Here is a 21,413-nt window from a genome sequence, read left to right as displayed (position 1 = left end):
CGCTCAGGGTTTCAACCGCCACAGTCCGAACCCGCCCGCCGGCTTCCGGCAGGCCAGCTGGTAGCCGATGCTCTGGCAGCTCGCGGAGGCGTCGGGCAGCACGTCGAGCGGTCGGGCTGCCCCGGTGACCAGGTCCAGTTCGGCGACGAGCAGTCCCCCTCCCGGCCTCGGCCGGATACCGATGATCGGCCCGCCGGCTACCGAGGGTGGGACCACCTCCCACCGCCCCAGCTGCCCGCGTACCGCGCCGGTGACCGGGTCGAGCACCACGAGCCGGTCCGCTCCGCTGTCGTTCCCGACCGCGGCCATCAACCCCGCACCGGTCGACCAGACGATCCAGCCGGCACCCGTCCAGAGCCGGCGACCGGTGGCCGGATCGATCGCCTGGAGGTCGCCGGAACGGTCCTGGAAGCAGAGGACCGGCCCGCACTCCGACGCGTAGGCGGCGCCGTCGAGTTCGGTCCGCCAGCGCCGGTCCAGCCGGTCCAGGCCGTACGCGGTGACGGTCATGGGCTGGCCGCCGAGGGTGAGCAGCAGGTCCCCGATGACCTGCACGCCCACCTCAGGGCCTTCGGTCGGCGCGCGCACCTCGCGGCCGTCGGCGGGGTTCCACAGATCCGCGTCCGCCAGTACCACTCCGGTGGCCGCGTCGCGGACCACGACCCGACCGCCGGCTGTGCTGTGCACCAGCCGGTCGACACCGGATTCGGTGGACCGGAAGGTGAACTGCCCCGCCGGTGTGTCCGCCCGCCAGCGCACCCTGCCGCAGCAGCTTTCCACCACGCGCAGCGTCCCGCCCTGCTCCGCGTCGGTCGTCTCCAGCAGCAGGCCGCCGCCACTGACCGGCAGTGGAGAGCCGGGCTGCTGCCACCGGAACTCACCGGAGGCGGGGTCCAGGGCGATGGTCACGGTGCCCGGCGGGTCGCCCTCGGTGACCTCGTAGCCGGCGATCATGAGCATCCCGTCCCGCAACGACATTCCCCAGTACCGGCCCGGCACCGACAGCGGTACCTGCCAGAGCCGCTCACCCCCCGGCAGCCGGTACGCGTCCAGCCGGCGCTGGGAACCGTCCGGGCCGGCCGGTTCGACCACCAGGTACAGATCGCCGGCGATCAACGCCTCGGAGCCGAGGGCCGCCGGCAGCGAGACCACCTCGCGTCGCGGCAGCGGTGTTGCGGAGACCAGGGTTGCCAGCAGGAGCAGGAGCACCAGCGCGCCGCGCAGCGGCCGGCCGGCGGCCCGCGGCGGCCGGGGCAGCGGCTCCTCCGGCTCGGCGCCGTGCCGCAGCTCACCGAGATCGATGATTGCCAACGTCGCGCTCCTCCTCACCCGCGGCGCGGCCCCTACCCGGCAAACCGGCCGTCGCCGTGCCGGCCCGGCAAATGCCCCGGATCCGGCCTGTACGATGGCCCGTCGTGGCCGTGCCGGTGATAGACCCCTCGCTGAAACCTCTTGCCGACAACGACCAGGCCGAGGTCGGCCCGTCGCGACCGAGCCAACGTCGGCCGGCGCGAGCCGACCTGATGGCCCTCGGAGCCTATGTGTTGCTCGGGGTTCTCGTCTGCCTCAACTACTGGGGCGACGTGCAGGGCCGGGTCTCGTCCCACCTGCCCACCGACCACAGTTGGTTCGAATGGCTGTTCGCGCACGGCGCGTACTCGGTGCGGCATCTGGAGAATCCGCTCTTCACCATGCGGCAGAACGCCCCGCTCGGGGTGAACATGATGGCGAACACCTCGCTGCTGGGGGTGACCCTGCCGCTGGCGCCGCTGACCATGCTGCTCGGTCCACAGGTGATGTACGCCCTCTACCTGGGCGGGGCGCTGGCGGCCACCGCCGCGACGAGCTACTGGGTGCTCTCCCGGCACCTGGTGCGTTCCCGCGCGGCGGCCTTCGTGGGCGGCGCCTTCCTCGGCTTCGCGCCCGGCATCGTGCACCACGCCAACGGCCAGCCCAACTTCGTCTCCAACTTCCTGCTGCCGCTGATCGTGTCGCGGGTGTTGCGGCTCCGCGAGCCGGGACGGTGGCGGCGCAACGGCGTCGCGCTCGGCCTGCTGGTCGCGTACCAGATCTTCATCAACGAGGAGATGCTGCTGCTCACCGCGTTGGCGTGCCTGGTCGTCGTGGTCGCGTACGCGGTGCAGCGGCCGGCCGCCACGCGGGCTGCGGCGGGCACGTTCATCGCGGCGCTCGGCCTCGCCGGCGGGGTGGCGCTGCTGCTCACCGCGTACCCGGTCTGGTTCCAGTTCAACGGGCCGCAGTCGTACCGGGGCCTGCAGGGCGGGGTGTTCCACAACTGGGGCGAGGACCTGGCGGCGTTCGTCACCTTCCCCCGGGACACCCTGGCCGGCGACCCCGCCGTCGAGCAGACCATCGGGCTCACCGAGCAGAACTCCTGGTTCGGCTGGCCGCTGGTGCTGGTCGCCGTCGCGGCCGTCGTGCTGCTGGTCCGCCGGTCGCTGGCGGTTCGGATCACGGCGCTGCTGATGGTGCTCTTCACCCTCGCGGCGCTCGGCCCCCGGATCCGGCTCGGCGGCGAGGAGACCACGGTCAACGGTCCGTGGCACTACATCCCGGACGACCTGCCGCTGGTCGAGATGATGATGCCGACCCGGCTGACGCTGGTGGTGGCGGCCGCGGTGGGCGTACTGCTCGCACTCGCCTGGGACGCGCTCACGCCCGCAACCCGTCCGGTCACCGCGCACGTGCCGGCCCAGCGGACCGGCGAGCCCGAGACGGCGGAACCGGCTTCCACAACGGCCGGGGCGGCCCGCACGACGGCCACCGCACGGCGGTGGCTGCGCCCGGTGGGGTACGCGGCCATCGCACTCGCCCTGCTGCCGCTCATTCCCCGACCGCTGCCGGCCCAGCCGGTGGAGCCGCCGCCGCACTTCGTCACCGCCGGCGGCTGGCGGCCGTACGTCCCGGCCGGACGGACCCTGGTGCCGGTGCCCATCCCGAGCAACGTGCACGGCCTGCCGACGCTGCGCTGGAGCGTCCTGACCGGGCAGGAGTTCCCGATCCCGGCGGGCTACTTCATCGGACCGAACGAGAAGGGCGAGGGCGTCTTCGGTGCCCCCAACCGCCCCACCAGCACACTCATCTACTCCACGATGGACTCCGGCACGGTGCCCGCGCTCACCGAGGAGAACCGCCGCCAGGCCGTCGAGGACCTGCGCTGGTGGCGAGCGTCGGTGGTGGTGCTCGGCGCCCAGCCGAAGGAGGCGGTGCTGCGGGAGTTGATGACCGGCCTGCTCGGGCAACCGCAGCGGGTCGACGACGTCTGGCTCTGGGACGTACGCCCGCTGGTGGATTGAGCAGGGCGACCCCGCCGCCGATCAACGCACCCGGTCGCGGACGTCCCACACCCAGGCGCCGTCGACCTCCCGTCCGGGGCCGATCAGCGCGTCGAGCGTACGCCGCACCGCCGCACCGTGCCGCACGTCGCCCTGCACCACGATCGCGGCCCGCCAGTGGCGCAGGTCCTCGACCGCCTGCCGGCGGTGGTCGTCGGTCACCACCGGCACCTGACCGGTCTCGGCCACCCGCCGCAGCAGGGCCGCGGTGGGCCGGTCCGGCGCACCCCAGCGCGCCGCCGGATCGTCCGGGCCGCTCGGGCCGATGAAGAATCCGCCGGGGACGTGGAAGGCGAGCCCGGTCCGGGCGGACCAGAGCATCCCCGGACTGACCGCCGCGCCGGTGATCGGTGGCACCGGCACCACTGTCCCACCGGCCGGTACATGTTCCCGCCACCGCCGGTCGGCGAGGAACGCCGGGACGGTGGGAGCGGACACGGTGCGGATCGGCGTCGGCAGCAGTGGCAGCAGCGCCGCGGCCACCGCCCCGGTCCACAGCAACCGCAGCGGCACGCCCGGTGTGGCCACCTCGTCGGGACCGGCCCGGCGGCCGGCAGGCTCGGCGGTGGTGCGAGGTGGATGCATCCGGTCCAGCGAGAGAGCCAGCAGCACCCCCAGCACCGGTACGCAGACCAGCGCGAAGCGCGCCGGCACCGCCAGGTCCAGCAGGGGCAGCGCGGCCACCAGCCGGTACGGGCCGGGAATGCCGGTGCCCGTGCCGTGCACCCGGATCTCGGTGCCGAGCGACAGTAGCGCGAAGAGCAGGCCGCAGCCGGCCAACGCCCGCACCAGCGCACGCCGCCCGAGCCAGCACACGATCACCGCGGCGAGCACCAGGAGCACGGGGCCGAAGAAGGAGCTCTCCTCCGTCGGGTTCGGCGCGAACAGCCCCGGCGGGTGGTCGTTCCCGATCACGGTCTGCCGGGCGGCGGCGGTGAACGAGGCGGCGTCGAGCTGGTAGCTGTACGCGGCGAACGGCACCCCCCGGTAGTGCTGGGGGCCGGCGAACTGGAACCAGAGCGGGTACGCCAGGAGCACTCCCGCCACCACCGCGCCGACCCCGACCCGGCCGAGCAACGTCGGTGCCGCGCGGCGGGCCGCCGCCGGATCGGCGAGCGCGTACCCGAATGCGAACACCCCGACGGCCAGGGCCAGGAAGGCCAACGTCTCCTCACCGATGAAGGCCTGCCAGGCGACCAGCAGACCGAGCCAGACCCCTGACCGGATCACCGGGCCGGGCACCGGCCGGAACAACCACGCCAGGATCGCCGGCACCAGGAACTGGGCGGCGATGTGCAGGTGCGCGCCGGCCTGGGAGATCATCCCCGGCGCGAAGCCGCAGAAGAGCCCGCCCACCACCGCGGCGGGCCGGGAGTTGACCAGCCGGCGGCGCAGCAGCACGTACCAGGCGGTGGCGGTGCCCGCCAGGCAGCAGACAACCGCCGTGAGGAACGCGGCCTGCGAGCCGAACAGCAGGGTGACCGGGGTCAACGGCACACCGAGGCCGAGGACGGAGGTGTTCGCCATCAGGTTGATCCCGTCCGGCGCGTTCAATGCGGTGCTGTGCAGCGGGTTCTGCGGTGTGACCACCGACCGGGCCGCGTGCGCCAGCATCCACTCGAAGAGGATCTGGTCGCCCGCCTGGTGGAACAGCCGGTCCGGGCGGCCCCACTGACCGCCGGTGAGCAGCACGGCCAGCCCGACGTACCCGGTCACCACGAGCGCGTCCCCGGTCCACCTCGCACGGCGTGGACGAGCCGCGTCCGCCGTGGCCCGGACGGACGTGCTGGTGCCGGTGGACATCAAGCTTCGCGGCTGGTAAGCGTCCGCACGTCCCAGACCCAGACATCCAGCTCCCGGCGGCCGGGGCCGGCCAACTGCTCGACGGTACGCCGCAGCGGCTCGACGTTCTGCTGGCTGAACGGGAGCACCAGGATCGCCGCCCGCCAGTGCCGCAGCTCGTCCAGGAATCGGCGGCGCTGCCGGTCGTCCAGCTTCGGCGTACGCCCGGTGGTGGCCACCTCCTGCAGCAACTCCCCCACGCCGCTGGGCCGACCGCCGAAGCGACCCGGGTCACCGGTGTTGCCGTTACGTGGGGCGAGGAAGTACCCGCCCGGGATCTTGAAGTCGAGGTTGGTGGCGGCCGCCCAGCGCATGCCGTTGGTGTTGCCCATGCTCGGCACCGGGATCGGCACCAGCGTCTGGTCCGGCCCCACGTAGGCTCGCCACCGGTCGGCGGTGATGAACTTCGGCACCGGCGGACGGGAGACCACATTCAGCGGCATGGGCACGATCGGCAGCAACGCGAGTACCAGTCCGGCGACGGTAAGCGTCCGGGCGGTACGCCGGTCCGGCAGCCGCAGCGACCAGGCCCGTTCCACCGCGATCGCCAGCAGGATGGCCACCGTCACGGAGGTGATCAGACCGAACCGGGTCGGCACCACCGCGTCGAGCAGCGGCAACCGGACCAGCCACTCCCACGGCCCGGTGGCCACCTCCCGGTGCCACCAGGAGATCCGCTCGCCGAGGGAGAGCACGGCGAACAGGGCGCCGGTGACCGCGAGCGCCCGGACCATCACCTCCCGGCGCAGCCAGCACACGATGCCGACGGTGAGCAGGGCGAGGCTCCACCCGAGGAACGCGTTCTCCTCCGAGTAGTTCGGGGCCAGACCGACGTTCGCTCGTTGGTTGCCGCCGAGGGTGGGCGAGCCGGGGGCGAAGAAGGCGGCGATGTCGTTGCCGTAGTCCCGCACCGCGTCGCTGAGCCCGTGGTACGCCATCGGCCCGGCGAACTGGATGTGCAGCGGGTACGCCAGCAGCGCACCGGCCAGCACCGCGCACGCGGACAGCCCCAGCGCCATCGGCCGCCACGCCGCCGCCCAGCGGTGCGGCTCCTGCACGACCACCGCGAGCAGGAACACCGCGCAGGTCAGCGCGGTGAAGAGGAGGATCTCCTCGTTGATGAACGCCTGCGCGGTGACCAGCAGGGCGAGCAGCAGCCCATCCCGGATCGGCCGGCGGGTACGGGAGAGCACGAGCACCCGCCAGACGATGAACGGCAGCAGGTACTGGCTGATGATGTTCGGATGCCAGCTGGCGTGCGACAGCATCGCCGAGGAGAAGCCGCAGAACCAACCGCCTACCGCCGCGGCCAGCCGGTTGCGGACCAGGTGCCGGGAGAGCACGTGGTACCAGGCGGCGGCGGTGCCGGCGAGGCCGAGCGTGACCAGCAGCACGAAGGAGACCGCGGGGCCGAAGAGGAGGGTCACCGGCACCATCGGGATGCCCAGCGCCAGGATGGCGGTGTTGGCCATCAGGTTGACGCCGTCGGGGTAGTTGAACTGTTCGGTGTAGAACGGGAACTCGCCGTGCAGCACCACCCGTACGGAGTGCGCGAGGAAGAACTGCACCTGTGCCGGGTCACTGCTGTAGAGCGATGCGACCCGGCCGGCCGGGTCGATCCAGATCCGACTGGTCACCCAGAGCGCGGCGAGCAGGAAGACGGCGTACACCGCCAGATCCTGCCGGCGAGGGCTCCACCGCCACCGTCGAGCGGCCACGGGCGCGGTGGTGCCGGTCCGGGTCGCGCCAGCCGCGCGACCGGTCTCCTCGACAGGCGATCGCCCGGTGTCCGGGGCGGGTGGTGAATCGATCGTGGCCACTGCGGTCGCGCCGTCGCGCGCGGCGTCGCCGGCACCGTCCACGCCCGCGCAGGCCGCGGTCCGATCGGGTCGGACGCCCGTGGCGGCGTCGTTATCCAGGGCGGATGCGGCGCGGGGCTCGACAGACGTCACAGTCGGCGGAGTCTACCCGAGCGGCGAAAAGGCAGGAAAACCATGCTGTCGGTCCTTTGTGGTGTACCGTCCGGTGCGCACGGCTGGTCCGGCACGAGGTGCTGCGTCATGTTGGTCGGACATCTCGTACTATGGCGCTCCGACTTGAGGGCGAGCGATCGGGGGCGTACAGGTGGCTCCAGTCCGCCGACGCGGCACGACGGCCGCGCTGCTGGCGGTGCTGCTGGCCGCGACGGCCTGCGCTCCGGTCGCCGATCGTCAACCCGGGGACCTGCGCGTCGGCTACGACAGCCTCGACGGCACGCTCGCGATCTGGCCGCCCCGCGGCGGCCTCGCCGGCGACGCTTCCGTGACCGCCGCGATCACCGACGCGGTACGCGACTGGCGGTCACCGGCCGACGACCGTGTGCACCTGCCCTCCTCCGGCATCCTCTTCTCCGGTGAGGTCGACGGCGCGCCGTTGGCTCTGGTCGCCGCCGACGTGCCGGGCCACAGCGCCTCCTGGCTGTTGCAGCTCAGCCGCGACGGCGACCGCTACGTCGTCGCCCGGGCCGCCGAGTACACCGATCCCGGTTATCTGGTCTACTCCGACGTGTTACCGGTGCTGACTCGGGCTGGGCGTCGTTATCTGGTCTCCGACCGGGTACGGCGCCTCGTCGGGCCCGACGGGAAGGCGCTGGCGACCAAGGACGGCCTCAGCGCGCCGGTCCAGGTGCCGACCTGCCGTGCGGTGCCGGTGACGGCCGGCCTGCGCACCACCGAGTCGTTGCCGCGGGGCCGGGAGACGCAGCGCCTGCTCGATCTCGGCACGGGCCTCGACGACCCGCGCTACCCGCTGGTCGACGACGAGACCGGCTCCGGCCGGCGGGCACTGACCGGGCTCGACACCTGTGCGCTCGCCGGGGAGCGGGGTCCGTTCGGCAGCATCCCGCGCCGCATCGGCGACCGGGACGCACCGGGCTCGGCGCCGGAGTCCTGGCCGATGGCGAAGGTCGCGGTCCGATCGCTCGGTGAGTTGACCCTGGGTCGGGGCGAGCCGGGCGAGCTCGAGCAGCTCACCTGGCAGAGCGCCACCGACACGATGACCGCCGTGGTCTACCGGCCGCCCGGGCGCGACGCACCGGTGCTCTCCCCCGCCGACCGGATCGGCCCGTTGCAGGCCTACCGGCTACCCGTACCCGATCAACCGCTGGTGGTGTTGAGCTGGCGTTCGACGCGCGACAGCTCCCTGTCGGTGGCACCGGGTACGCCGCTGCTGGTGGAGCGGCCGGGGTTGGCGGTGATGTCGGAGCCGGAGCGGCCCGAGACGGTCAGCCTGGCCGGCACGGAGAAGACCCACTACCGGTCGGTCGGCGGTCGCTGACCGGTTCTGCCCCGGCCCGTGGCGCACATCGGCCGCGCCGCATCGACCACCGGACATCCGCGCTGCAACGCGACGGCGGGGCGTCCCGTCCGGGACGCCCCGCCGTCGTCGTCGTCAGTTCTGCGCGGCCGTGTCGTCGGCGCCGACCCGCACCGCATCGACCGACGCGCCATCGAGCCCCGAGATCCAGCCGGTGACGTCCCGGGCCACGTCCTGCGCGGTGAGCCGCAGGTCGGCGAGGATCTGCGCCCGGGTGCCGTGGGGGTGCCAGTCCGCCGGCACACCGAGGTCGCGCAGCGGCACCCGGACGTCCGCGTCCCGCATCGCCTGGGCCAGCGCGTCACCGACTCCACCGACCCGCACCCCGTCCTCGACGGTGACCACGAGCCGGTGCCCGGCGGCCAGCTCGACCAGCTCGGCCGGGACCGGGCGGACCCAGCGGGGGTCGACCACTGTGACGCCGTAGCCCTGCTCGGCGACCCGGGCGGCGACCTCCATGCCGAGGTGCCCGAACGCACCCACGGCGACCAGCAGCACGTCGGTACGCGCCGACTCGGTCAGCACGTCGACGGTGCCGACCCGGCGTACGGCGGGCAGGTCACCGGCCACGGAGCCGGTCGGGAAGCGGAGCACGGTCGGGCCGTCGTCGACCCCGACCGCCTCGCGCAGCTCCTCGCGCAGGGTGGCGGCGTCGCGGGGCGCGGCGATGCGCAGGCCCGGCACGACGCCGAACACCGACATGTCCCAGATGCCGTAGTGGCTCGGCCCGTCCGGGCCGGTGATGCCGGCGCGGTCGAGCACGAAGGTCACCGGGAGCTTGTGCATCGCCACGTCGAGCAGCACCTGGTCGAAGGCCCGGTTGAGGAAGGTCGCGTAGACCGCCACGATCGGGTGCAGACCGCCCAGCGCGAGGCCCGCCGCGGAGGTGGCGGCGTGCTGCTCGGCGATGCCGACGTCGTACACCCGCTCCGGGTACTTGCGGGCCAGCTTGGCGATGCCCGTCGGCTCGGCCATGGCGGCGGTGATACCGACCACATCGGGACGCTCGTCGGCGATCGCGACCAGCTCGTCGGCGAAGACATGGGTCCACTTCACCGACGGCGCGGCGACGAGCTGGCCGGTCTCCACGTCGAAGGCACCACCCGGGCCGTGCAGGCAGTCCGCCTCGTCCTCCTCGGCCGGGCGGTAGCCGTAGCCCTTCCGGGTCACCGCGTGCACGATGACCGGGCCGCCGAACTGCTTCGCCGCCCGCAGCGCGGACTCCACCGCGGCGATGTCGTGCCCGTCGACCGGGCCGACGTACTTGATGCCGAGGTCCTCGAACATCGCCTGCGGGGCGACGGCGTCCTTGATGCCCTTCTTGACCGCGTGCAGCACCTCGTACATCGGCCTGCCGACCAGCGGGGTCGAGCCGAGGGCGTCCTTGACCGTGTCGAGGACCTTCTCGTAGCCGGGATTGAGGCGCAGCGAGGAGAGGTGGTCGGCGAGACCACCGATGGTCGGCGAGTACGACCGGCCGTTGTCGTTGACGACGATGACCAGCGGATTTCCGGCGGTGGCGATGTTGTTCAGCGCCTCCCAGCACATGCCGCCGGTGAGCGCCCCGTCGCCGACCATGGCGACCACCGAGCGCGACTCGCCGCGCAGCGCGTACGCCTTGGCCAGGCCGTCGGCGTACGACAGGGCGGTGGAGGCGTGCGAGTTCTCGATCAGGTCGTGCTCGCTCTCCGCCTGGTTCGGGTAGCCGGAGAGACCGCCGCGCTGGCGCAGCTTGTCGAACCCGGCCTGCCGACCGGTGATGATCTTGTGCACGTACGCCTGGTGGCCGGTGTCGAACAGGAGCCGGTCCCGGGGAGAGTCGAAGACCCGGTGCAGGGCGAGGGTCAGCTCGACCACACCGAGGTTGGGCCCGATGTGCCCACCGGTGCGGGACACCTTCGCGACGAGGAAGTCACGGATCTCGGCGGCGAGGATCTCCAACTGCTCGGCGGACATCCCCTTGACGTCCCGCGGACCCCGCACCTTCGCCAGCAGTTGGCTGTGGTTGACCGTGTCCTGTTCAACACTCATGACCGCAGAGTCTATCGGCCATCCGTCACTTCGCAGCCGGGCCCGACGACCATCGCGCCCGGCGCGGCGGCGGAACGCCGCCGGCGCAGCAGGTCAGGCGCGGATCCGCAGCCGTCGAGGCGGGACCGCGGCAGTGGCGCGCGGCCCGGGCCCGGAGGGGGTCCAGGAGCCGAGGACGGCGGCCCGGGCCCGGAGGGGGTCCAGGAGCCGAGGACGGCGGCCCGGGACGCGCCGGTCACCGATCGGATCGAACCGGGCAGACCATGCCAGGAGAGCCAACCCAGCAGGGCGAAGGCGTACGCCTCCTTGGCCTGCGCCGGCACGCCCAGCTCGTCGGTCGTACGCACCCGCCAGCGCCCCGTCCCCAGCTCGGTGAGCCGGGCACGCAGCGTCCGGTTGCGCACCCCGCCGCCCGAGGCGATGACCTCGGTCACCCCGTGCCGGTCGCACTCGGCGGCCACCACCCGGGCCGTCAACTCGGTCAGCGTGGCCAGTACGTCGTCGGCCGCGAGCGGCTCACCGAGGGCCGAGAGGTGCTCCTCCAGGTAGCCGGCGTGGAACAGCTCCTTGCCCGTCGACTTCGGCGCGGGCGCCGCGTAGTACGGCTCGGCGAGGAGCCGATCGAGCAGGCCCGGGTGCACCCGACCGGCCGCCGCCCGGGCACCGTCGAGGTCGCAGGGCCGGCCGAGGAAGCGGCGGGCCGCGGCGTCGAGCAGCGCGTTGGCCGGCCCGACGTCGTACCCGAGCACCGGTGCGCCATCGGCGACGACCGTGAGGTTGGCGATCCCGCCGAGGTTCAGCGCCGCCCGCGGCGCCCCCGCCCGGCCGCTCCCGGCACCCGGCCCGGCGGCCCCGGCCACCCCCGTCGCCGGCGGCTCGGCGTCCGGGGCCAGGAGCAGGGCGTCGAAGGCCGGCACCAGCGGCGCGCCCTGCCCGCCGGCCGCGATGTCCGCCGAGCGCAGATCACTGAGCACCGGTACGCCCACCCGAGCGGCGACCCGCGCCACCGCACCGAGTTGCAGGGTGCCCCGGGCCACCCCGTCCTGCACCCAGTGGAAGACGGTCTGCCCCGGCGAGACCACCAGGTCGGCGCGACCACCGGCGAGTTCCAGCCCGACCGCCGCCGCCTCGGCGAAGACGTCGCCGAGCAGGTTGTCCAGCCGGCAGACCGCCTCGATCGTGGTGCCGGCCGGCGGTAGCAGCGCGCCGATCAGGGCGCGCAGCTCGTCGTCGTAGTCGACCCCGCGGTGCCCGAGCGGCCGCAGCCGGAGCGTCTCCCCGTCGACGGTGAACTCCGCCGCCGCCACGTCCACCCCGTCGTACGAGGTTCCCGACATCAGCCCGACGATCTTCATGTGCGGAGGCTAGCCCCTCCGGCCCCCAGGGGGCAGCCACCGGTTGATCATGAGGTTGGCGGGGAACCGGTGATCGCTCCCCCGCCGACCTCGTGGTCAGCGAGCCGACGGCGGCAGCAGCAGCCCGACCAGCTCGACGTGCTGGGTCATCGGGAACAGGTCGAATCCACGTACCGCGGCGAGCCGCCAGCCCGCCTCGGCGAACGTGCGTACGTCCCGGGCGAAGGCGGCCGGATCGCAGGCCACGTAGCCGATCGCGCGGGGCCCGGCGGCGACCAGTTCGCGTACCACCCGGGAGCCGGCGCCGGTACGGGGCGGGTCGAGCACCACCACGTCGACCGGACCGGTGATCCGGCGGCGGGCCAGCGCCGTCTCCACCCGGGCGGCGACCACCTCGACGCGCGGCAGGTCGCGCAGGTTCTCCCGGGCCGCGGCGACACCCTGCTCGGCGGCCTCGACGAGGGTGACCCGGCCGGTGTCGCCGACCACGCCGGCCAGCGCGGCGGCGAAGAGTCCCGCGCCGCCGTACAGGTCCCAGGCGATCTCCCCGGGCTGCGGGTCCACCAGCTCCAGCACCGCACCGACCAGGGTGTCGGCGGCCGCCGGGTGCACCTGCCAGAAGGCGGTCGTCGGGAGCGTCCACTCCCGGCCGGCGGCCACCTCGCGGACCGTGGCCGGTCCCTCGGCGGTGCTGGCGACGCCGTCGACCACTGTCACGACCGCCACGTCGCCGCCGGTGGAGGCGACCGTCTCCACCGCGTCGGCGTCCGGCCAGCGGGTTCCGCTCGCGGCCAGCACCGGCAGGCTCTGGATCGCCGGATGGGCGATCAGGCAACGGTCGATCGGCACCACCTCGTGCGAGCGGTGCTTGAGCAGCCCGGCCCGGTCGCCGGCGTCCACCGCGTACCGGACCCGGGAGCGCCAACCCAACCGCCCGCCGGGCAGCGCCTCGATCCGGACGCCGAGGCCGTCGAGTTCGGCGTCCGTGAGCCCGCCCAGTCGGCTCAGCTGCTCCCGCACCACGGCGGCCTTCCACTCGAGCTGCGCGGCGGGTGCGACGTGCTGCAGGTCACAACCGCCACACCGGCCCGGCCGGGCGTACGGGCAGGGCGGCTCGACCCGGTCCGGTGAGGCGTCCAGCACCGTCACCGCGTCGGCCCGGACGAACCCCCGGTGCACCTCGGTCACCTCGGCGACGACCCGTTCCCCGGGCAGCGCGTGCCGGACGAAGACCACCTGCCCGTCGACCCGGGCCACGCAGTGCCCGCCCGGGGCGACCGCCCCGACGGTCAACTCGACCCGCTCCGCCTCGGCCAGACCACGTTCAGTCACGGTCACCACCACCCGACTCGCCGGGCGGCACGGAGACCATCGGCGGGACGCTCGACGGCACGGCGCTGCGCGGCACGACGCGAGGCCCGCGGGCGGGGCCGCGGGCCAGGGTGGCGTCCAGCCGGGTCAGGTTCTTGTTCGCGGTCGAGGCGAGCTGCCAGGGCACGCTGGTCACCATCACGCCCGGCTCGAACAGCAGCCGGGTCTTGAGCCGCAGCGCGCTCTGGTTGTGCAGCAGGTTCTCCCACCAGTGTCCGACGACGTACTCCGGAATGAAGACCGTGACGACGTCGCGGGGCGACTCCCGGCGGGTGTTGGCGACGAAGTCGAGGATCGGCCGGGTGATCTCCCGGTACGGCGAGTCGACAACCGTCAGCGGCACGGGCAGCTCCCGCCGCTCCCACTCCTCCTGGAGGTCCCGGGTGTCCTTCTCGTCCACGTTCACCGTCACCGCGGTGAGCGTGTCCGGCCGGGTGGCCCGGGCGTACGCGATGGCCCGCAGCGTCGGCTGGTGCAGCTTGCTGACCAGGACGATGGCGTGGTTCCGCGCCGGCAGCACGGCGCGTCCCTCGTCCGGCGGGGTGAGCTCCTCCGAGATCCGGTCGTAGTGCCGCCGGATGGCCAGCATGAGCCCGTAGATCACCGCCATCGCGGCGATCGCGATCCAGGCGCCGAGCAGGAACTTGGTGAGCAGCACGATCACCAGGACGGTCCCGGTGAGCCCCATGCCGAAGGCGTTGATGGCCCGGGAGCGATGCATCCGGCGGCGCGCCTCCGGGTCCCGTTCGGTCCGCAGGTGCCGGTTCCAGTGCCGGATCATGCCCGCCTGGGAGACGGTGAACGAGACGAAGACCCCGACGATGTAGAGCTGGATGAGCCGGGTCACCTCGGCCTGGAAGCCGACGATCAGCACGATGGCGAAGGCCGCGAGGAAGAGGATGCCGTTGGAGAAGGCCAGCCGGTCGCCCCGGGTGTGGAACTGCCGGGGCAGGAACCGGTCCTGCGCGAGGATCGAGCCGAGCACCGGGAAGCCGTTGAACGCGGTGTTCGCGGCCAGGAACAGGATCAGGGCGGTCACCCCGGCCACCACGTAGAGCAGGATCGACCCGGAGCCGAAGACGGCCTCGCCGAGCTGGGTGGTGACCGTCTTCTGCACGTACCCCTCGGGGCCGGCGACGATCTGCGTCGCCGGGTCCTCGACGAACTGGAGGCGGGTCAGCCGGGCCAGCCAGATGATCCCGACCAGCATGCTCACGGCGATCCCACCGAGCAGCAGCAGGGTGGTGGCGGCGTTACGGCTCTTCGGCGGCTTGAACGCGGGTACGCCGTTGGAGATCGCCTCGACGCCGGTGAGTGCCGCAGCGCCCGAACTGAACGTCCGCAGCAGCAGGAAGATCAGGGCGAACCCCGTCACGCTGTGCTCGGCCTGGATGACCAGATCGGCGCTGGGGGCGCGCAGCTCGTCGCCGAGCACGAAGACCCGGACGAGGCCGGTGAGCAGCATCCCGCCGATCACGATCACGAACCCGTAGGTGGGGACGGCGAACGCGGTGCCCGACTCACGCAGCCCGCGCAGGTTGACGGCGCTCAGCAGCACCACCGCGGTCACCGCGATCATGACCTTGTGGGTGGCCACGAAGGGCACCACCGAGCCCAGGTTCGCCACCCCGGAGGAGACCGACACGGCCACCGTCAGCACGTAGTCGACCAGCAGCGCGCTGGCCACCCCGAGGCCGAACTTCGGCCCGAGGTTGACCGTGGCCACCTCGTAGTCCCCGCCGCCGGACGGGTAGGCGTGGACGTTCTGCCGGTAGCTGGCCACCACGGTCAGCATCACGACGACCACCGCGAGCGCGATCCACGGCGAGAAGAAGTAGGCCGACGCGCCCGCGATCGACAGCGTCAGCAGGATCTCGTCCGGCGCGTACGCGACGCTGGACAGCGCGTCGGACGCGAAGACGGGCAGCGCGATGCGCTTCGGCAGGAGGGTGTGCTGCAGTCGGTCGGACCGGAACGGTCGACCGAGGAGCAGCCGCTTCAGCAGCGAGGTGGGACTGGCCACGAACGCCAAGGGTACGTCCACTCCGGCGAGGCTGCGGGGGTGGGCGATCGGCGATGGTGCGTGCGGGCGCGGTACCGTCGGTCCCCGTTCCCGACCGGGACATGGCAGGCTCGCACTCGACGGGCGCCGTGCGGACGGGCGCGCAGCTTGGGAGGGAAGCGTGCATGTCGTGATCATGGGTTGTGGGCGGGTCGGCTCGACCCTCGCCCACAGCCTGGAATCCCGAGGGCACTCGGTCGCGGTGATCGACCACGACGCGGACGCCTTCCGCCGGCTCGGCCCGGACTTCGCCGGAGTGACGGTGACCGGCGCCGGCTTCGACGGAGACGTGCTGCGGCAGGCCGGCATCGAACGGGCCGACGCCTTCGCCGCGGTCTCCAGCGGCGACAACTCCAACATCATCTCCGCTCGGCTGGCGCGGGAGACCTTCGGCGTGTGCCGGGTCGCGGCGCGGATCTACGACCAGCGGCGGGCACAGGTCTACGAGCGGCTCGGCATCCCCACGGTCGCCACCGTCCGGTGGACCGCCGACCGGATGTTGCGGCACCTCGTGCCGGAGGGAAACGTAGAGATCTTCCGCGACCCCACCAGCACCGTCTCGATCGTCGAGGTGCCGATCCACAAGGACTGGGTCGGCCGGCCGGTGCACGCGCTGGAGGAGGAGACCGGGGCGCGGGTGGCGTACCTCATCCGCTTCGGCATCGGCACGCTCCCCACCACGTCCGCCGTGGTGCAGGAGGGCGACCAGGTCTTCATGTTGGTCACCGACGACATCGTGGCGACGGTCACGTCGGTGGCGTCGAGGCCGCCGGAAGGGGGGCACTGAGCCATGCGGGTCGCCATCGCCGGCGCGGGCAACGTGGGGCGTTCGATCGCCCAGGAGTTGATCGAGAACGGCCACCAGGTGATGCTCATCGAACGGCAGCCCAAGATGCTGCGGCCGGACCGGGTGCCCGCCGCCGAATGGGTGCTCGCCGACGCGTGCGAGCTGACCAGTCTGGAGGAGGCGGACATCGCCGGCTGCGACGTGGTGGTCGCCGCCACCGGGGACGACAAGGTCAACCTGGTGGTGTCTCTGCTGGCCAAGACCGAGTTCGCGGTGCCCCGGGTGGTGGCCCGGGTCAACCGGGCCGAGAACGAGTGGCTCTTCACCGACCAGTGGGGCGTCGACGTGGCGGTGAGCAAGCCGCGGGTGATGGCCGCGCTGGTCGAGGAGGCCGTCACCGTCGGCGACCTGGTCCGGCTGATGACCTTCCGGCAGGGCGAGGCGAACCTCGTGGAGATCACCCTGCCGCCCGCCGCGCCCTACGTCGGCCAGCCGATCCACGCGGTGCCGTTGCCCCGCGACGCCGCGCTGGTGGCGATCCTTCGCGGCAAGCGGGTGCTGGTGCCCAGCCCGGACGACCCGATCGAGGCCGGCGACGAGCTGATCTTCGTGTGCACGGCCGAGGTGGAGGACGACGTCCGCGCGGTGATCCTCGGCCCGGGCAGCGTGGAGCGTACCCGCGGGGGAAGCTGACCCGGATCGCTCGCGCCGCCTCGAAATGGGCGGCGCGGGCGGCGGGCGGTCAGTTGCCGGGCAGCGGCTCGGGAGTCGCCTCCCGGGTCACCCGCCGGACGGTCCAGACGGTGATGAGCAGCAGCAGGGCGTACGGCGGGTAGCCCAGCAGCAGCCGGGCCACACCGAGCGCGGTGTCCTGGTGGGCGAGGTAGAGCCCGGCCTGCACGCCGACCTTCGCCAGCCAGACCACGCCCCAGAGCACGGTCAGCCCGGTGAACGTACGCACCAGCCGTGGGTCGTCGCGCCATTCGGAGCGCCCCTTGGCGACGAGCACCGACCAGATCCACCCCACCAGCGGCTGGCGGATGGCGGCGGAGAGCAGCAGGACGAGCCCGTAGCCGACGCCGTAGAGGATGCCGGGGAGGTAGAAGTCCCGCTCGTTACCGGTGCGCCAGGCGATGGCCGCGCCGATGGCGATGCCGAAGAGCCCGTTGACGGCGTGCCTGATCGGGCGGCGCTGGGCCAGCCGCAGGCCGGCGATCAACAACGCCACCGCCACCGAGGCGATCACCGCGGGGCGCAGCTCGCCGATGACGTTGGCGATCACGAAGACCACCACGGGGATGCTGGATTCCACCAGCCCCCGCCAGCCGCCGAGTTGGTCGGCCATCTGCTCGGCGATGCTGGGTAGCCGCTCCTCGTCCGGCGATCCGGCATCCGGCTGAGCGGCCCGGTCCTGTCCCGTGGTCATCGGCTCCCGTCCATCCGCACGGTCACTTCGGCAGGTCCAGCTCGTAGTACGGGTTGTAGATCACCTTGCGTTCGTCCCGCACGGCGATCCGGCCGCGGGCGGTCAGGTGCCGGCCCGGCTCGATGCCGGCGATGTGCCGGCGCCCCAACCAGACAAGCGTCACCACGTCGCTGCCGTCGTAGAGGTCCGCCTCGAGGGTGGGCAGGTTGGTGCGCGGCGTGTAGACCACGGTGCGGAGCCGGCCGCTCACCGAGACCACCTGGCCCCGGAAGCACTCCAGAGCCGGCACACCGCCACACTCCGCGCTCTCCCGCTGCAGCTCCTGCGCCTCGATCTCGGCTTCGCTCGCGGTGAGCCGGTGCAGAATCCGCCGCAGCGACCCTCGGCTCTCGTCGGTGGTCATGACCCCCGCGTCACCCTCTCCATCTGGCCGGCCCGGCGTCGCCGGGACGCCCGCCAGCGTACGCCGGTCCGCCCGATCCCGGCGGACCGGCGACCCCCGGTCAGACCTGCCGCGGCTGCTCGGCCGGGCGCCCTCCGTCCGGGCCGGGCTGCGCCGACTCGTCGGCGACTTCCCGCGGCAGCCGCAGCGGCAGCGGCTCACGTACCGGCTTGGCCTCCTGGCCGCGGTCGACCACGAGCCCGTACAGGCACACGGCCAGCGGGCCGGCGGCCGCCGGGTCCACCGCCGCCGCGCCCTGGAAGACGCCGCGCACCATCCACCGCGGGCCGTCGATCCCCACGAACCGCAGGTCGGTCGGGCCGTCGGGGGTACGCACCTGGGCCCGCAGCTCGGGGCCGTACTCGCCCTCGACCTCCTGCGGCGCGGCGCCGTCGTTGAACAGCGACTGGCGGATCTCCTCCCGCACCTCGTCCCAGATCCCCTCGGACCGGGGCGCGGCGAAGACGCCGAGCTGCAACGCGTTCTGCCCGTGCACCAGCACGACCTGCTGGACGACGCCCTGCTGATCGGCCTGCACCCGCACCTCGACCTCGGGAATCGCGGGAATGTGCAGACTGCCCAGGTCCAGCCGCGGCACGTCGGACGGGGCCTCGGAGATGTCGTACGGGCCGTGGGTGGGCACCGCCCGGGTCGCCTCCCCCGCCTGGAGGTCGTCGAGGACCTCGGTGGTCCGCTCGTCACCGGCGTGCCGCCCGGCACGCTTCCGGGAGAAGATCACTGCGTCCACCCTCCGCTGTTCGTCTTCAACCTGTCACCTCTTTGCTGCGCCGTTCGCCTTCGGACGGGTCCGCCGGTGGTGGCACCAGGCCGGCGTGCCCGCCGGTGGAGCCGTGCCCGCCCGTCCCGCGCGGAGACGACGGCAGCTCGGCCACCGGCTGGAACTCCACCCGCGCCACCCGCTGCACCACGAGCTGAGCGATCCGGTCGCCCCGGGAGATCTTCGCCGATGCGAGCCGATCATGGTTGATCAGGTTCACCATGATCTCCCCCCGGTAGCCGGCGTCGACCGTACCGGGCGCGTTGAGGACGGTCACACCGAGCCTGGCCGCGAGTCCGGACCGGGGATGGACCAGGCCCACGTACCCCTCGGGCAGGGCGATCGCCACTCCGGTCGGGACCAGGGCCCGGCCGCCGGGCGGCAGCTCCACGTCCGCGGCGGCCACCAGGTCGGCACCGGCGTCGCCGGGATGCGCGTACGCCGGCAGCGGCAGCTCGGGGTCGAGCTGCCGTACGGGCACGGGTACCACGTCGGTCACGGTTCTCCTCTTCCGTCCGGTACGGCGATGACCCTGCCATCCTGCCGGGTGGCGGGGCCGCCGTCCGCCGTACCCTCGGACTGTGAGCCTGTCGCCGTCGTCATCGTCCTCAGCGCAGCCCGTTCCGACCCGCGTCGAGCGCTCGGAGCGGCTCACTCTGCCCTGGTGGCTGTGGCTGGCCGGGCTGGCGTCCGCCGGCCTGCTCGCCGTCGAGGTCTGGATGGGCGCGCCCGGGCTGCGTGCCTGGCTGCCGTTCGTGGCGCTGTTGCCCGCCACCGCGGCAGGGCTCTGGTGGCTGGGACGGATCCGGGTCTCGGTCCGTGACGGCGAACTCCTGGTCGACGACGCCCGCCTCCCGGTGCGGTACGTCGCGGACGTGATCCCGCTCGACTCGGCCGGCCGCCGTGAGGTGCTCGGCGTGGGCGCCGACCCGCTGGCCTTCGTGGTGCAGCGGCCCTGGATCGGCGGCGCCGTCCAGGTGGTGCTGGACGACCCGGCCGACCCCACCCCGTTCTGGGTGGTGAGCACCCGACGACCGGTCGAGCTGGCCGAGGCGATCCTGGCCGCCCGCGACGCCCGCTGACGAGCGACGCCCCCGCATCGGCGACGGCGGCCGGGGGACCTGCTGAGCGGGACCGCCCACCCGGCTCTGCTCGGTGCTCCATGACGGCTCAGGGGACATCGGGCAGGGAGCGTGGCGGGACGGGCAGTTCGCGGCGCTTGCGCCGCAGGTCGTCGCGGACCTGGTCGCCGAGCCCTCTGGTGGCCCGGCGATTGAGGTAGCTGGCGACGGCCGCCCCGGTCAGGAACGGCCCCAGGGTGGTGAGGTTGCGCCCGAAGCGCCGCAGCAGGGTGTCGCGAAGCTCCCGGCGGGCCGCGTTACCGAGCACCGCCCCGACGCCGGCGCCGGGCATCGTCGGGTTGATCCCGCGTTGGGTGGCCCAGGCCTGCACTAGGGCGACGGCACGCTGGCCCCGGCCTTCGGGGAGCACGATGCCGTACACCTCGTGCAGCTCGCCGACGAGCTTGAGTTCGATCGCCACCACGGCGACCGTCTCGGCCGCCAGCAGCACCGGGGCGGACAGCAGAGTGGGCGTGACGGTCCACTCCACGGCGGCCACCCCTCCGCCGGCGGCACCCACCCCGGCGGTCGCCCGGGCGGCGTTGCGTACCAGCCGGTCGGCGAGCGCCTCGTCGTCCAGGCCCGCGAAGTGCCGCCGCAAGGTGGCCAGGTCCCGGACCGGCACGTGCGGAGCGACCTCGGTGACGGTGTCGACCATCCAGCGGACCGCGGCCCGGGGCTTGAACAGGTCGCCCAGGCCGCGGACGCGGGCCTGACCGACCAGCCGGCTGAGCAGCTGCCGGCGCCGACCCGGCTCGATGTCGTCTGCGGTCAGCGCCGCCACGGTGGCGCCCAGCTCGGCCGGATCATGCTCACGTGCGTCGCCTCGCTCGCTCATCGCACTCGACCTCCCGGAGGGCTGGTACGGCTACCCGTTCCGAGTCAAGCAGGTCCCCACCCGTGGCGCATGGCGACGCCGACAGCGGCGGCCTGGTTCGGAAGGCCGCCGCTGGATCAGGTATCGAAGGTCAGACGCACTCGCGGCAGATCAGCTCGCCGTTGCGCTCGACCGCCAACTGGCTGCGGTGGTGGACGAGGAAGCAGCGAGCACAGCGGAACTCGTCCTGCTGCATCGGCAGCACCTTGACCGTGAGCTCCTCGTCGGCCAGGTCGGCTCCGGGCAGCTCGAAGCTCTCGGCCACCTCGGCCTCGTCGACGTCCACGGCACCCGACTGTGAGTCGACGCGCCGGGCCTTGAGCTCTTCCAGGCTGTCCTCGCCGAGGTCGACCTCGTCGCGACGCGGGGCGTCGTAGTCGGTGGCCATCGGTTTCACTCTCCCATGTTGATGTGGTCGTACGGTTGTAACGCCGGACGACGCTTTTCCGGTTCCGCTGGCCGGCCACCCATTGTGTCGGTCACCCGACCCGACGACCGTCGGTCGAGGCCGCCAGAGAAACTCCCCCGGCGAGCGCGGTACCTTACCCCCCCTTTGGGCGAGGCATGTATACCGCCCTCGTGGCAGAGATGTACGCCCCCGCACGGCAAGT

18 protein-coding genes are annotated in these 21,413 nt (G+C 73.1%); 5 read left to right on the top strand and 13 right to left on the bottom strand.

The genetic code is table 11. The features are described from left to right. Positions 1–3 precede the first annotated feature (3 nt). Entirely contained in the window at positions 4–1,311 is a 1,308-nt protein-coding gene (locus BXA10_RS17090; protein ID WP_076471380.1) for an outer membrane protein assembly factor BamB family protein, read from the bottom strand. A gap of 71 nt (positions 1,312–1,382) precedes the next feature. Between BXA10_RS17090 and BXA10_RS17085 the strand changes: the two genes are divergently transcribed. Then, positions 1,383–3,317 (top strand): DUF6311 domain-containing protein, encoded by a 1,935-nt coding sequence (locus BXA10_RS17085; RefSeq protein ID WP_425436081.1) that lies wholly within the window; start codon positions 1,383–1,385, stop codon positions 3,315–3,317. Positions 3,318–3,338: 21 nt separating this feature from the next. Here BXA10_RS17085 and BXA10_RS17080 read toward each other — a convergent pair whose 3' ends face one another. Both BXA10_RS17080 and BXA10_RS17075 read right to left on the bottom strand, forming a co-directional pair. Next, on the bottom strand, positions 3,339–5,159 hold the full coding sequence (locus BXA10_RS17080; RefSeq protein WP_076471378.1) for a DUF6311 domain-containing protein: 1,821 nt from the start codon (positions 5,157–5,159) through the stop codon (positions 3,339–3,341). Beyond that, on the bottom strand, positions 5,159–6,916 hold the full coding sequence (locus BXA10_RS17075; RefSeq protein WP_139338029.1) for a DUF6311 domain-containing protein: 1,758 nt from the start codon (positions 6,914–6,916) through the stop codon (positions 5,159–5,161). Before BXA10_RS17075 ends, BXA10_RS17080 begins: the two co-directional genes overlap by 1 nt. A 406-nt stretch (positions 6,917–7,322) precedes the next feature. Between BXA10_RS17075 and BXA10_RS17070 the strand changes: the two genes are divergently transcribed. After that, positions 7,323–8,513, top strand: coding sequence for a hypothetical protein (locus tag BXA10_RS17070; RefSeq protein WP_076471377.1), 1,191 nt, complete (start codon positions 7,323–7,325; stop codon positions 8,511–8,513). 114 nt (positions 8,514–8,627) lie between these two features. Here the strand turns inward: BXA10_RS17070 and dxs are convergent, their stop codons facing one another. The 4 genes from dxs to BXA10_RS17050 form a co-directional block, all read right to left on the bottom strand. Further along, positions 8,628–10,583, bottom strand: coding sequence for a 1-deoxy-D-xylulose-5-phosphate synthase (gene dxs / locus BXA10_RS17065; RefSeq protein WP_076471376.1), 1,956 nt, complete (start codon positions 10,581–10,583; stop codon positions 8,628–8,630). 11 nt (positions 10,584–10,594) lie between these two features. Beyond that, positions 10,595–11,938, bottom strand: coding sequence for an anhydro-N-acetylmuramic acid kinase (locus BXA10_RS17060; protein WP_084752886.1), 1,344 nt, complete (start codon positions 11,936–11,938; stop codon positions 10,595–10,597). Between the two features lie 96 nt (positions 11,939–12,034). Further along, positions 12,035–13,270 (bottom strand): class I SAM-dependent RNA methyltransferase, encoded by a 1,236-nt coding sequence (locus BXA10_RS17055; protein ID WP_076471488.1) that lies wholly within the window; start codon positions 13,268–13,270, stop codon positions 12,035–12,037. Further along, entirely contained in the window at positions 13,263–15,332 is a 2,070-nt protein-coding gene (locus BXA10_RS17050; protein ID WP_076471487.1) for an APC family permease, read from the bottom strand. The genes BXA10_RS17055 and BXA10_RS17050 overlap by 8 nt, the downstream gene beginning before the upstream one ends. 160 nt (positions 15,333–15,492) lie before the next feature. On the opposite strand from BXA10_RS17050, the gene BXA10_RS17045 reads away from it, so the two are divergent. Together BXA10_RS17045 and BXA10_RS17040 are read left to right on the top strand one after the other, a co-directional pair. Beyond that, the gene (locus BXA10_RS17045; RefSeq protein ID WP_076471375.1) at positions 15,493–16,158 is read left to right on the top strand and encodes a potassium channel family protein; all 666 of its coding nucleotides are present in this window, start codon (positions 15,493–15,495) and stop codon (positions 16,156–16,158) included. Positions 16,159–16,161: 3 nt separating this feature from the next. Continuing rightward, positions 16,162–16,851: a potassium channel family protein gene (locus tag BXA10_RS17040; RefSeq protein ID WP_076471374.1), complete on the top strand. Its 690-nt coding sequence runs from the start codon at positions 16,162–16,164 to the stop codon at positions 16,849–16,851. 49 nt (positions 16,852–16,900) lie between these two features. On the opposite strand, the gene BXA10_RS17035 is transcribed toward BXA10_RS17040, so the two are convergent. The 4 genes from BXA10_RS17035 to dut form a co-directional block, all read right to left on the bottom strand. Then, positions 16,901–17,584 (bottom strand): DUF3159 domain-containing protein, encoded by a 684-nt coding sequence (locus tag BXA10_RS17035; RefSeq protein ID WP_076471373.1) that lies wholly within the window; start codon positions 17,582–17,584, stop codon positions 16,901–16,903. Positions 17,585–17,606: 22 nt separating this feature from the next. Then, positions 17,607–17,987 (bottom strand): OB-fold nucleic acid binding domain-containing protein, encoded by a 381-nt coding sequence (locus tag BXA10_RS17030; protein ID WP_076471372.1) that lies wholly within the window; start codon positions 17,985–17,987, stop codon positions 17,607–17,609. A gap of 100 nt (positions 17,988–18,087) precedes the next feature. Continuing rightward, positions 18,088–18,765, bottom strand: coding sequence for a DUF3710 domain-containing protein (locus tag BXA10_RS17025; protein WP_076471371.1), 678 nt, complete (start codon positions 18,763–18,765; stop codon positions 18,088–18,090). A 25-nt stretch (positions 18,766–18,790) separates the two neighbouring features. Next, on the bottom strand, positions 18,791–19,303 hold the full coding sequence (gene dut / locus BXA10_RS17020; RefSeq protein WP_076471370.1) for a dUTP diphosphatase: 513 nt from the start codon (positions 19,301–19,303) through the stop codon (positions 18,791–18,793). A gap of 88 nt (positions 19,304–19,391) precedes the next feature. Here dut and BXA10_RS17015 point away from each other — a divergent pair, with 88 nt between their 5' ends. After that, entirely contained in the window at positions 19,392–19,886 is a 495-nt protein-coding gene (locus tag BXA10_RS17015; RefSeq protein WP_076471486.1) for a DUF3093 domain-containing protein, read from the top strand. Between the two features lie 88 nt (positions 19,887–19,974). Here the strand turns inward: BXA10_RS17015 and BXA10_RS17010 are convergent, their stop codons facing one another. Together BXA10_RS17010 and BXA10_RS17005 are read right to left on the bottom strand one after the other, a co-directional pair. Further along, the gene (locus BXA10_RS17010) at positions 19,975–20,763 is read right to left on the bottom strand and encodes a hypothetical protein (protein WP_076471369.1); all 789 of its coding nucleotides are present in this window, start codon (positions 20,761–20,763) and stop codon (positions 19,975–19,977) included. 130 nt (positions 20,764–20,893) lie between these two features. Next, positions 20,894–21,190, bottom strand: coding sequence for a DUF4193 domain-containing protein (locus BXA10_RS17005; protein WP_007075406.1), 297 nt, complete (start codon positions 21,188–21,190; stop codon positions 20,894–20,896). Positions 21,191–21,413: the final 223 nt, after the last annotated feature.

This window comes from Micromonospora avicenniae, from assembly GCF_900156065.1.
Taxonomy (GTDB): Bacteria; Actinomycetota; Actinomycetes; order Mycobacteriales; family Micromonosporaceae; genus Micromonospora; species Micromonospora avicenniae.
This window is presented reverse-complemented; position numbering and strand designations above follow the sequence as displayed.